The organism is Paracoccus sp. NIOT.M2S5SZ12 (assembly GCF_057748165.1).
Window position 1 is genome coordinate 26652 of sequence record NZ_JBYLFR010000001.1, and the last position, 12586, is coordinate 39237.

The 12586-nt window shown below is 69.9% G+C and carries 8 protein-coding genes; 5 read left to right on the forward strand and 3 right to left on the reverse strand.

Annotated elements, in window-relative coordinates:
- Both gltB and AC2SGK_RS00120 read left to right on the forward strand, forming a co-directional pair.
- The gene (gltB, locus tag AC2SGK_RS00115) at window positions 1-4533 is read left to right on the forward strand and encodes a glutamate synthase large subunit (protein ID WP_488321876.1); all 4533 of its coding nucleotides are present in this window, start codon (window positions 1-3) and stop codon (window positions 4531-4533) included.
- Window positions 4534-4582: 49 nt separating this feature from the next.
- Window positions 4583-5074, forward strand: coding sequence for a hypothetical protein (locus tag AC2SGK_RS00120; protein ID WP_488321585.1), 492 nt, complete (start codon window positions 4583-4585; stop codon window positions 5072-5074).
- Here the strand turns inward: AC2SGK_RS00120 and AC2SGK_RS00125 are convergent.
- Complete coding sequence (locus tag AC2SGK_RS00125) at window positions 5065-5400, reverse strand: MliC family protein (RefSeq protein WP_488321586.1); 336 nt, start codon at window positions 5398-5400, stop codon at window positions 5065-5067. The genes AC2SGK_RS00120 and AC2SGK_RS00125 overlap by 10 nt on opposite strands.
- 142 nt (window positions 5401-5542) lie before the next feature.
- On the opposite strand from AC2SGK_RS00125, the gene mtgA reads away from it, so the two are divergent.
- The 3 genes from mtgA to queG all read left to right on the forward strand — a co-directional run bounded on the left by mtgA (window position 5543) and on the right by queG (window position 8066).
- The gene (mtgA, locus tag AC2SGK_RS00130; protein WP_488321587.1) at window positions 5543-6223 is read left to right on the forward strand and encodes a monofunctional biosynthetic peptidoglycan transglycosylase; all 681 of its coding nucleotides are present in this window, start codon (window positions 5543-5545) and stop codon (window positions 6221-6223) included.
- A 69-nt stretch (window positions 6224-6292) separates the two neighbouring features.
- The gene (gene fzlA / locus AC2SGK_RS00135) at window positions 6293-6979 is read left to right on the forward strand and encodes an FtsZ-binding protein FzlA (RefSeq protein ID WP_488321588.1); all 687 of its coding nucleotides are present in this window, start codon (window positions 6293-6295) and stop codon (window positions 6977-6979) included.
- Window positions 6980-7034: 55 nt separating this feature from the next.
- Entirely contained in the window at window positions 7035-8066 is a 1032-nt protein-coding gene (gene queG, locus AC2SGK_RS00140; protein WP_488321589.1) for a tRNA epoxyqueuosine(34) reductase QueG, read from the forward strand.
- Here queG and AC2SGK_RS00145 read toward each other — a convergent pair.
- Entirely contained in the window at window positions 8063-11584 is a 3522-nt protein-coding gene (locus tag AC2SGK_RS00145; RefSeq protein WP_488321590.1) for a calcium-binding protein, read from the reverse strand. The two genes, queG and AC2SGK_RS00145, sit on opposite strands and share 4 nt — an antisense overlap.
- Window positions 11585-11747: 163 nt before the next feature.
- Window positions 11748-12494 (reverse strand): uroporphyrinogen-III C-methyltransferase, encoded by a 747-nt coding sequence (gene cobA / locus AC2SGK_RS00150; RefSeq protein WP_488321591.1) that lies wholly within the window; start codon window positions 12492-12494, stop codon window positions 11748-11750.
- Between the last annotated feature and the right edge of the window lie 92 nt (window positions 12495-12586).

Below are 12586 nucleotides of genomic sequence, written 5' to 3' on the forward strand. Positions count from 1 at the left end.
ATGGATTGGCAAGCACAGGAAGAAGCCCGCCGCGCGTGGATGGACAAGCACAGCCTGTACCGCGAGGAGGACGAGCATTCCTCCTGCGGCGTGGGCTTCGTCGTCGATCTGGACGGCAAGCCGTCCCGCAAGGTCGTGCAGAACGGCATCGACGCGCTGAAGGCCATCTGGCATCGCGGCGCGGTGGATGCGGACGGCAAGACCGGCGACGGGGCGGGTATCCATGTCCAGATCCCGGTGCCCTTCTTCTATGACCAGGTGCGCCGCACCGGCCATGAGCCCGATCAGTCCAAGCTGATCGCGGTCGGCCAGGTCTTCCTGCCCCGCACCAACTTCGCCGCCCAGGAGGCCTGCCGGACCATCGTGGAGTCCGAGGTCCTGCGGATGGGCCACTATATCTATGGCTGGCGCCATGTGCCGGTGAACACCGCCGTGCTGGGCGAGAAGGCCAATGCCACCCGCCCCGAGATCGAGCAGATCCTGATCCGCTGCGAGAAGGACATCGACCAGGTCCGCTTCGAGCGCGAGCTCTACATCATCCGCCGCCGCATCGAGAAGGCGGCCATCGCCGCGCAGGTGCGCGAGCTGTATTTCTGTTCGCTGTCCTGCCGGTCAATCATCTACAAGGGCATGATGCTGGCCGAGCAGGTGGCCGAGTTCTATCCCGACCTGAAGGACGAGCGGTTTGAATCGGCCTTCGCGATCTATCACCAGCGCTATTCGACCAACACCTTCCCGCAATGGTGGCTGGCCCAGCCCTTTCGCATGCTGGCCCATAACGGCGAGATCAACACGCTGAAGGGCAACCTGAACTGGCTGAAAAGCCATGAGATCCGCATGGCGTCGTCGGCCTTCGGCGACGCGGCCGAGGACATCAAGCCGATCGTGCCGGCCGGGTCGTCGGATTCGGCGGCGCTGGATGCGGTGTTCGAGGTTCTGGTGCGGTCGGGGCGGTCGGCGCCGATGACCAAGACGATGCTGGTCCCGGAAAGCTGGTCCAAGGCCACGACGGACATGCCCAAGGCCTGGGCGGACATGTATGCCTATTGCAACGCAGTGATGGAGCCGTGGGACGGCCCCGCGGCGCTGGCCATGACCGACGGGCGCTGGGTCTGCGGCGGTCTGGACCGCAACGGGCTGCGGCCGATGCGTTATGTGGTGACGGGCGACAACCTGGTCATTGCGGGATCCGAGGTCGGCATGGTGCCGGTCGACGAGATGAACGTCCGCGAGAAGGGCGCGCTGGGGCCGGGCCAGATGATCGCGGTCGACATGTGGGAGGGGAAGCTCTATCACGACGCGCAGATCAAGGACCGGCTGTCCTCCAGCCAGCCCTTCGGCGAGTGGATCGAGAAGGTCACCGAGCTGAACGACATCATGCGCGACCTGCCCGAGGTCGTGCGGTTCGAGGGCGACGCGCTGCGCCGCCGCCAGACCGCCGCGGGCTATACGCATGAGGATCTGGAGCATGTCCTGGCCCCCATGGCCGAGGACGCCAAGGAGGCCATCGCCTCGATGGGCGACGACACGCCGCCTGCGGTCCTGTCGAACCAGTACCGCCCGATGAGCCATTTCTTCCGCCAGAACTTCAGCCAGGTGACGAACCCGCCCATCGACAGCCTGCGCGAGACGCGGGTGATGAGCCTCAAGACGCGCTTCGGCAACCTCAAGAACGTGCTGGACGAGTCGAGCAGCCAGACCGAGATCGTCGTGCTGGAGAGCCCCTTCATCGCCAATGGCGAATATGACGAGATGGTGAAGATGTTCGGCGACACCGTGACGGTGATCGACTGCACCTTCGCCGAAGGTGCGGGGCCGGACGCCCTGGGCGAGGGCCTGGCGCGCATCCGCGCCGAGGCCGAGGATGCCGTGCGCTCGGGCGCGGGCCATCTGGTCCTGTCGGATGACGCGCAGGGGCCGGGCCGGGTCGCGATGCCGATGATCCTGGCGACCAGCGCGGTGCATTCGTGGCTGACCCGCAAGGGGCTGCGGACCTTCTGTTCGGTGAACGTGCGCTCGGCCGAATGCATCGACCCGCATTACTTCGCGGTGCTGATCGGCTGCGGCGCGACCACGGTGAACCCCTATCTGGCGCAGGACAGCATCGCGGACCGCATCGGGCGCGGGCTGCTGACCGGCACGCTGATCGAGAACATGCGCCGTTACCGCGACGCGGTGGATGCGGGCCTTCTGAAGATCATGGCCAAGATGGGGATCTCGGTCCTCTCCTCCTATCGCGGCGGCCTGAACTTCGAGGCGGTGGGCCTGTCGCGCGCCATGGTCGCGGAGTATTTCCCCGGCATGCAGTCGCGCATCTCGGGCATCGGCCTGCACGGGCTGCAGGCCAAGCTGGAGCGTCTGCACCAGCTGGCCTTCCGCACCGAGAACGTCGATCTGCTGCCGGTGGGCGGCTTCTACAAGCTGCGCCGCTCGGGCGAGAAGCACGCCTGGGAAGCCAACACGATGAAGCTGCTGCAGGTGGCCTGCGAAAAGGCCTCCTATGACATCTGGAAGCAATTCAGCGCCACGATGCGGGCCAACCCGCCGATCCACATCCGCGACCTGCTGGACATCAAGCCGTTCGGCAAGCCGGTGCCCATCGAGGAGGTCGAATCGATCACCTCGATCCGCAAGCGCTTCGTGACGCCGGGCATGTCGCTCGGGGCGCTGAGCCCCGAGGCGCATATGACGCTGAACATCGCGATGAACCGGATCGGCGCGAAGTCCGATTCGGGCGAGGGCGGAGAGGACCCGGCGCACAGCCATCCGCTGCCCAATGGCGACAACCCCTGCGCCAAGATCAAGCAGGTCGCCTCGGGCCGCTTCGGCGTCACCGCCGAATACCTGAACGCCTGCGAGGAGCTGGAGATCAAGGTCGCCCAAGGTGCGAAACCCGGCGAGGGCGGCCAGCTGCCCGGAATGAAGGTCACCAAGCTGATCGCGCGGCTGCGTCACTCGACGCCGGGCGTGACGCTGATCAGCCCGCCGCCGCATCACGACATCTATTCGATCGAGGATCTGGCGCAGCTGATCTATGACCTGAAGCAGATCAACCCGCGCGCCAAGATCACCGTGAAACTGGTGGCCTCCAGCGGCGTGGGGACCATCGCGGCGGGCGTGGCCAAGGCCAAGGCCGACGTGATCCTGATCAGCGGCCATAACGGCGGCACGGGCGCCTCGCCCGCCACGTCCATCAAGTTCGCGGGCCTGCCGTGGGAGATGGGCCTGACCGAGGCGCATCAGGTCCTGGCCATGAACCGCCTGCGCGAGCGGGTGACGCTGCGTACCGATGGCGGTCTGCGCACGGGCCGCGACATCGTCATGGCTGCGATGATGGGCGCCGAGGAATACGGCATCGGCACCGCCGCGCTGATCGCCATGGGCTGCATCATGGTCCGCCAGTGCCAGTCGAACACCTGCCCGGTGGGCGTCTGCACCCAGGACGAGAAGCTGCGCGCCATGTTCACCGGATCGGCGGACAAGGTGGTGAACCTGATCACCTTCTATGCCCAGGAGGTGCGCGAGATCCTGGCCAGCATCGGCGCGCGGTCGATTGACGAGATCATCGGGCGGGCGGACCTCCTGACCCAGGTCAGCCGGGGTGCGGCGAACCTGGACGATCTGGACCTGAACCCGCTGTTGATCACCGTCGATGGCGCCGAGAAGATCGTCTATGACCGCTCCAAGCCGCGCAACGCGGTGCTGGACACGCTGGACGCCGAGATCGTCAAGGACGCCGCCCGCTTCTTCGAGGATGGCGAGAAGATGCAGCTGTCCTATGCCGTGCGGAACACCCACCGCACCATCGGCACGCGGACCTCGTCGCTGATCGTGCAGAAGTTCGGGATGCGCAATTCGCTGCAGCCCGACCACCTGACGATCCGCCTGACCGGCAGCGCCGGGCAGTCTCTGGGCGCCTTCGCCGCGCCGGGCCTGAAGATCGAGGTGTCGGGCGATGCCAACGACTATGTCGGCAAGGGCCTGTCGGGCGGCACCATCGTGGTGCGCCCCGCCATGTCCAGCCCGCTGGTCGCGCATGACAACACGATCATCGGCAACACGGTCCTCTATGGCGCCACGAACGGCTTCCTGTTCGCGGCGGGCCGGGCGGGCGAGCGGTTCGCGGTTCGGAACAGCGGCGCGTCGGTGGTGATCGAGGGCTGCGGGTCGAACGGCTGCGAATACATGACAGGCGGCGTGGCCGTGATCTTGGGTCGCATTGGCGCCAACTTCGGCGCGGGCATGACCGGGGGGATGGCTTACCTGTACGACCCCGAGGGGCTGGCGCGCGACTACATCAACGCCGAGACGCTGGTGATGTGCCCGGTGACGCAGGACCATTGGGAGGGCCAGCTGAAGGGCCTGATCGAGCGGCACCTGAAGGAGACCGGATCGCGCCGCGCCGAGGAGATCCTCTCGGCCTGGGAGGAGGAGAAGGGCAACTTCCTGCAGGTCTGCCCGCGGGAGATGCTGCAGCACCTGTCCCACCCCATCGCCGCCGTCGAGGAACCGAGCGCGGTTCCCGCCGAATGACACCGGATGCGGCCCCCCTGCGGGGCCGCGTCGCATTTCGGGGGGGTGCATGGCCGACCTGCCGATCCTGACCTTTCATGAACCGGCCATGGCGACGCGGGCGCAGATGCTGGCCCTGACCTTGCAGCGGCGCGGCGTGATCGGAGAGGGCCGCGTGGTGCAGATGAAGAAGACCGGCGGGCGGGTGCAGATGTTCACCGAACCGCCGGGCATGTCGATGCGATGGGGCGGGGTGGTTGATGTCTGGCTGGCGCTGTCGCGCGCGACGGGACAGCTCGCCGGGTGCTGGACCGGCACGCGGGCGCCGCTGGCGGAGGTGGACGATGACCTGCGCGAGCGGCAGGATGACGGCTGGATGCACCAGGTCGGGGCGGACCTGCATGACAACCACGCCGCGCTGATCCTGTCGGTCGCGCATCTGCATGCGCGGCCGCTGGCCGAGGCCTTCGCCGAGGCCGGGCTGCGCGGCCAGATCCGGCAGAGCGCGCTGTCGGCCGAGGACGAGGCGCGGCTGCGCGTCGCGCTGATGGGTCAGTCCTGAACGCTGCAGGTCACCGGATCGCCTTCGGCCATGCTGTCCGACAGGGTGGCGCTGTCGCCCTTGACCCACCATTCGCGCGCCCCTGCCGCATAGCGCGCCCCGGAGGCCGAGACGACGCCCGCGAAGATGGTCGGGCCGTCGGGCATGTCCAGCAGCGCCAGCGAATCGCGGGCGCCGTTCAGGTAGGTGACCGGGATGGTGCGCCCGTCGTCGCAGGTCATCGTGACCGAGGTCGCCTGCAGGTCGGGGCCAAGCGGCCAGGACAGCATCGGCTGCGCCGTGGCGGGCGTGGCGGCCAGAAGGATCAGGGCGAAGGCAGGGCGCATGGCGGGGCTCCGGGCATGAGGGGTGCCACCATGGTGGCGCGCCGCGCCGCCGGGGGCAAGTGGGGCGCTTGACCGGCGCGGCCCGCCCGTGAGACATGCGCCCATGTTCACCCGCCGTTCGCCCCCTTCCCCCCCTGATGACATGCCCGTCCCCGCGGCGCGGCGGCGGCTGTCGGCCAGGGTGCTGTTCTGGCTGCGTTTCGCGGCGCTGCGGGCGGTGCTGGTCATGCTGGGATCGGTCGCGATCTATGGGGTGGTGAACCCGCCCTACACCTGGACCATGGCCGGGGCGGCGCGCCAGCAGCCGCTGGTGGCGCGGGGCTGGGTGCCACTGGCCGAGATCGCGCCCGCGATGCGGCTGGCCGCGGTCGCGGCGGAGGATGCGAATTTCTGCACCCATTGGGGGTTCGACATGGTCGAGATCCGCAAGGTCGTGGCGCAGGGATCGTCGCGCGGGGCATCGACCATCACCCAGCAGACGGCCAAGAACGCCTTTCTGTGGCAGACGCGCAGCTGGCCGCGCAAGGCCGCCGAGACGCTGCTGACGCCGCAGATCGAGGCGCTATGGTCCAAGGGCCGCATCCTGGAGGTCTATCTGAACCTGGCCGAGTTCGGGCCGGGCATCTTCGGCATCGAGGCCGCCGCGCGCGAGCATTTCGGCACCACCCCCGACCGGCTGACCGAAGTGCAGGCCGCGCGTCTGGCCGCCGTCCTGCCCAGCCCGCGCACCCGCAGCCCGCAGGTGGCCAGCGCCCGGTCCCGGTCGATCCTGGACGGGGCGCGCACCATCGCGCGCGACGGGCGGGCGGCCTGCTTCCTCTAGCGCTGCGGTTGAACACGGGCGGGGCGCGGCGTATCAAGGCGCGTCGAGACAACGAAGAAGGGTCCGGGCATGAACACCTCTCCACAGACCACGCGCCTCTATCACAGCACGCTGTCGCCGTTCTGCCGCAAGGTCCGGCTGGTCCTGGCCGAGAAGCGGATCGAGGTCGAGCTGGTCGAGGAGCGGTACTGGGAGGGCCCGCCCGACCTCATGCGCCGCAACCCGGCCGGCAAGCTGCCGGTGCTGCGCTTCCGCGGCAACATGCTGGCCGAGAGCCAGGCCATCGTCGAGTATCTGGACGAGGCGGTGCCCGCCCCCGCGCTGATGCCCCAGCAGCCGCTGGAGCGCCACGAGGTGCGCCGGCTGTGCGCCTGGTTCGACGACAAGTTCCATGCCGAGGTCACGCGCCCCATCCTGAACGAGCGCGTCTGGAAGAAGATCACCCGCACCGGATATCCGGACAGCCGGGTGGTCAAGGACGGGCTGCGCGCGATCAAGGATCACATCGACTATCTGTCATCCCTGCTGGAGACGCGGCGCTGGCTGGCGGGCAACACGCTGAGCCTGGCGGATTTCACCGCCGCCGCGCATTTCTCGTGCCTGGACTACATCTCGGACGTGGACTGGGACCGGTCCGAGGCGCTGCGCGACTGGTATGCGACGATCAAGTCGCGCCCGGCCTTCCGGTCGGTCCTGGCCGACCAAGTGCCGGGCATCCATCCCGCCCCGCATTATGCTGAGCTTGACTTCGGCTGACGGAGGGGGGGCCAGCCCCCCATCGCCTGACGGCGATTCCCCCCGGGATATTTGGGTGAAGAAGAAGGCCGAGGCCGAGGCAGAGGCCCGCGCGGTGGGATTCGCCGCCATGGGCGTCATGCGGCCGGAAGGGGTGCCCGAGCTGGCCGGGCGGCTGGCGGCGTTCGTGGAGCAGGGGCATCACGGGCAGATGGGCTGGATGGCCGAGCGGATGGGCTGGCGGGGCGATCCCTCGGCCCTGTGGCCCGAGGCGCGGTCGGTGATCATGCTGGCGGAGCTGTACACGCCCGAGGGCGATCCGCTGGCCGTGCTGGAGCGGCGCGACCAAGCCGCGGTCAGCGTCTATGCCCAGGGGCGCGACTATCACGACCTAGTCAAGAAGCGGCTGAAGCGGCTCGGGCGCTGGCTGCTGGAGACCGCGCCCGAGCCGGGGCATCAGATCAAGGTCTTTGTCGATACCGCCCCGGTTATGGAGAAGCCGCTGGCCCAGGCCGCGGGGCTGGGTTGGCAGGGCAAGCACACGAACCTTCTGTCGCGCGATCTGGGCAGCTGGTTCTTTCTGGGCGCGATCTTTACCACCATGCCGCTGCCGCCGGATGCGCCAGAGGTCAGTCATTGCGGGTCCTGCCGGGCCTGTCTGGACATCTGCCCCACGCAGGCCTTTCCCGCGCCCTATCAGCTGGATGCGCGGCGCTGCATCTCCTATCTGACGATCGAGCACAAGGGGCCGGTGGACCCGGAGCTGCGCGCGCTGATGGGCAACCGGATCTATGGCTGCGACGACTGCCTAGCGGCCTGTCCGTGGAACAAGTTCGCGCAGGCGGGTTCCGAGATGCGCTATCGCGGGATCATCGACGCGCCGCCCTTGGCGGAGCTGGCGGGGTTGGACGATGCGGGGTTCCGGGCGCGGTTCTCGGGCTCGCCGATCAAGCGGATCGGGCGCGACCGCTTCGTGCGCAACGTGCTGTACGCCATCGGCAACTCCGGCGATGCGGCGCTGATCCCGGTGGCGCGGGGCCTGACGGGCGACGCCGATCCGGCCGTGGCCGAGGCCGCGGCTTGGGCCGTGGCGCGGCTTGCGGTCTAGAGCAGGAAGTCGTCGCCATCCAGCGACAGGCGCCCGTCCAGCCGGATCAGCATGTCGGCGCGCGCATCGCCGTTCAGGTCGATCAGGACATGCGTCTGCTGGCCCGCATGGTCCCACCGGACCGAGCGGCCCCCGGAAAAGCGCGCCTCTCCGACGAAGTTCAGATCGAAGGCCGACAGGTCCAGCCTGTCCTGGCCGGGGCGAAAGTCGGTGATGCGGTCGGCCTGCGCCATCGCGCTGTCCAGGCGCGAGACGAAGCGGAACGTGTCCCGCCCCGCGCCGCCCGTCAGCAGATCGGCCCCCGCCCCGCCCAGCAGCAGGTCGTTGCCCGCGCCCCCCAAGAGCGTGTCCGCCCCCGCGCCGCCGCGCAGCGTGTCGTTGCCGATCCCGCCCATCAGCCGGTCGCGGCCCGCCCCCCCGTCCAGCAGGTCGTTGCCCACGCCCCCGTCCAGCCGGTCGTTCCCCGCCCCACCGGCCAGCGTGTCGCGTCCTGCCCCGCCCACCAGCCGGTCGTTGCCGACCCCGCCCAGAAGGCGGTCGTTGCCGGTCCCGCCGTCCAGATAGTCGTGCCCCGGACCGCCATCCAGCACGTCGTTCCCCGGCCCGCCGAACAGCCGGTCGTTCCCCCTGCCGCCCAGCAGCCGGTCGAACCCCAGGCCCCCCAGCAGCGTGTCGTTGCCGTCGCCGCCGTTCAGGAAGTCCGCATCCCATCCCCCGTCCAGCCGGTCGTTGCCCGCCCCGCCACAGAGGCTGTCGCGCCCCGGCCCGCCCAGCAGGCGATCGTTGCCGACCTCTCCGTACAGGCGGTCGTTGCCCGGGCCGCCGTCCAGCGTGTCATGGCCGCCGCCGCCGCGCAGCTGGTCGTTGCCCAGGCCCCCGAACAGCCGGTCGCGCCCGCTGCCCGCGATCAGGTTGTCGTTGCCCGCCCCGCCATCCAGCAGGTTCGCGCCGGAATAGTCGATCAGCCGGTCGTTGCCGTCCTCGCCGTACAGGCGGTCATTGCCGGGGCCGCCGATCAGGATGTCGTTGCCCGCCCCGCCGAAGATCAGGTCGTTGCCCGCATCCCCCTGCAGCCGATCGTTGCCCCCGTCGCCATAGAGCGTGTCGTGCCCGGTCCCGCCGAACAGGCTGTCGGCATCCTCGCCGCCGATCAGCATGTCGTTGCCGGCGTGACCCGCCAGGCGGTCGCGCCCCGCACCCCCGTGCAGGATGTCGTTGCCCAGCCCGCCCTGAAGGGTGTCGTCGCCATCCTCTCCGAACAGGCGGTCGTCCTGCGGGCCGCCGATCAGCATGTCGTTGCCCACCCCGCCGCGCAGCAGGTTGCGCCCGTCCTCGCCGCGCAGGATGTCGTTGCCCGCACCTCCGTCCAGGGTGTCGTCGCCGGTCCCGCCGTAGAGCGTGTCGTAGCCGTCTCCTCCCTCCAGGCTGTCGTTGCCGCCGCCGCCGACCAGCAGGTCGCGCCCGGCGCCGCCCTGCAGGTGGTCGTGGCCCTCTCCGCCGTCCAGGATGTCGTTGCCCACCCCCGCGATCAGCGTGTCGTTGCCCATGCCGCCCAGCAGGCGGTTGTTGCCGAACAGATCCTCCAGCCAGTCGTTGCCGCCCTCACCCGACAGGGTGTCGTTGCCCTGGCCCCCGTCCAGCCGGTCGTTGCCCGTCCCGCCATAGAGGAGGTCGTTGCCCAAGCCCCCCAGCAGCGTGTCATGGCCGTCCCCGCCATAGAGCAGGTCGTCATCCAGCCCCCCGTCCAGCAGATCGTCGGCGGTATCGCCGAACAGCGTGTCGCGGCCAGGCCCGCCGAACAGCCGGTCGTTGCCGTCGCCGCCGCGCAGCACGTCGTTGCCCGCCTCGCCCTGCAGCGTGTCATGGCCGCCCCCGCCCGAGACCGTGTCGTGGCCTGCCCCGGCCATGATCATCTCGGGGCGCGCGGTGCCCATCAGCCGGTCGGCCCCCGCCGTGCCGAACAGCCATGCGGGCTCGGTCGAGGGGGGCGGGGCGGGGGGGACCACGACGGGGTCGATCTCGACCGGCAGGTAATGGGCGATGGGGAACATGGCGTTGGTGAAATGGCCGATGCTCAGGCCGCGCCCGTCGCGGGTGGTGATGTCCAGCACCGTCTGGTCGTAGACGATCAGCATCCCCGAGGCGGTGGGGATGAAGCGCAGTTGCCAGATGCTGCGGATGCCGCCCAGCAGGGACAGGTCCAGCCGGTCTTCGGCCGGGTCGTAGTCCAGGATGCTGATGCGTCCCGCGACCCGCGACGGCACGAAGACATCGGCCCCCGCTCCGCCCACCAGCGTCACCGGCCGCGCGCCCGCCACCAGGATGTCGTTGCCCGCGCCGCCCTCGATCCGGGCGGTGGCCGCGCCCGCGACCAGCAGGTCCGCCGCCGCGCCGCCGCGCGCGACCGCAAGGCCTGACACGCCCGTGGCCCCGATGGCGCCGGGTTCGAAGACCAGCTGCGTGATCCCGGTCTCGGTCGAGGAGGAGACGAACAGCACGATCCGTCCGCCCACGACGCGGGCCTCGATGTCGCTGACATCGGCCAGGGTCATGGCGTCGGTATCCTCGATCGTGGCCAGATGCAGCAGCCGCCCGTCGGGCATGAGCGTGAAGACCGTGATCCCGTCATCGGCCCCGCCCGCGAAGACGAAGGCGCGGCCGTTCATCACCACCGTCTCCAGCGCGGTGGCCGACTGGAACCGGGTGCCGCCCTCGTCGATGACGTGATCGACGGTGGTCAGCCGTCCCGTGGCCGACAGCCGGAACACGGTGAGCGAGTTGGACCCGGCCGAGGCCAGGATCACGAAGCTTTGCCCGCCGACCTGCACCGCGGCGATGTCGGAGGGCAAGTCATAGCCCGTCTGGCGGCCCGCCTGATGCACCATCCCCGGCCCCAGGCCGCCGGTCTCGGACATCAGGTGGGTCGAGAGAAAGTTGCCGTTGCCCGATATCGCGACCAGGACCTGCTGGCCGTCCACGCGCAGCGCCAGGACCTTGTCCAGCGTGGCGTCGGTCGTGCCCGCCGGAACCGGCAGGGCGATGCGGCCCGCGGCGACCAGCGCGCCCTCGGCCACGATGCGGTGGGTGGTCAGGACCAGCCCGTCGCCGCTGGTCGCGACGATCACCTGCGCCTGGCCCGTGCTCACCTGGGTCATCGTCGCGATGTCGTTGCCCAGGCTGGTGCCGAACAGGCGCCCGAAGCCCGCCAGCGCGCCGTTGTCGCCGCGCAGGCCGCTGGCCAGGTTGCCCGCCCCCGACAGGCCGGTCGCGTGGATCAGGTCCTGGCCGCCGATGCTGACATGGGTCAGGCGGGGCGGGGCCTGATAGGTCATGCCCTCGGTCCAGGCGCGGGTGCGCAGGGCGGTGATGGGGGTCAGGGCCGCGCCCATCGCATAGCTGCTGATGCCGCCGCCCAGGTTGTTCGCCGCGACCAGCACCGGTCCCGCCGCCGTCTCGACGATGTCGAGATCGGTGACGCGCGACAGCCAGCGTTGTTGCGTGACACCGAAGGTGGTCACGTGGCGATACACGATCATGGCGATTCTGCGGGGTTCGGCGCCCAGGGGGGCGGCTGACTCGGGCTGGTCTTAAGATGGTCTTGACCGGCGTCCCGTGCCAGTTCTGCTTGCCGGGCATTTTAGGCAAAGGCCGCCCGATCCGCGGGGAACCCCGGCGGCGCGCTCAACTCTCGGGCAGGGCCAGCGGACCATAGAGGATCAGGCCCGGATGGGGCGCGGGCCCCTCCTGCTCCAGCAGCGCGGCGATGGAGGCGACGGTGCCCGGACGCAGGCGCTGATGGGGGTGGCCCACGGCCTCGGCCAGCAGGGCCGGGGTCCCGGCGGGCAGGCCGTGGGCGATCAGGTCGCGGGCCAGGCGCGGAAAGCTGCGCTGGCCCATGAAGATCACGGTCGTGGTCATGGGATCGGCTAGCGCCGCCCAGTTGATGTCCCGCGGCAGATCGCCGGTGATGTCGGCGCCGGTCACGAACTGCAGCCGCCGCGCGGTCAGCCTGCGCGTCAGCGGCATGCCGATGGCCGCCGCCGCCGCGCTGGCCGAGGTGACGCCGGGCACGATCTCCCAGGGGATGCCGGCGGCGGTCAGGGCGGTCAGCTCCTCCTCCAGGCGGCCGAAGATGCCGCTGTCGCCGGATTTCAGCCGCACCACCCGCCGACCGGCGCGGGCGTGATCGACGATCAGCGCGTTCACCGCATCCTGTTTCGCCGAGGGGCGGCCCGCGCGCTTGCCCACGGCGATCAGCTCGGCCCCCGGCCCCGCATGATCCAGCACCGGCCCCGAGGCCAGGTCGTCGAACAGCACCACGTCGGCCGCCGCCAGCCGCCGCGCGGCCTTCAGCGTCAGCAGCTCCGGATCGCCCGGCCCGGCCGAGACCAGAGAGACGAAGCCGGGGGGAAAGTCGGGGTCGGACATGGGGTTGGGCCTGAACAGGGATCGCGCCCAGCTATAGCACCCGCAGCCGGTGTGACAATGCCGCGCGTTTTCTTTGCCCGGCCGCGTTGCGA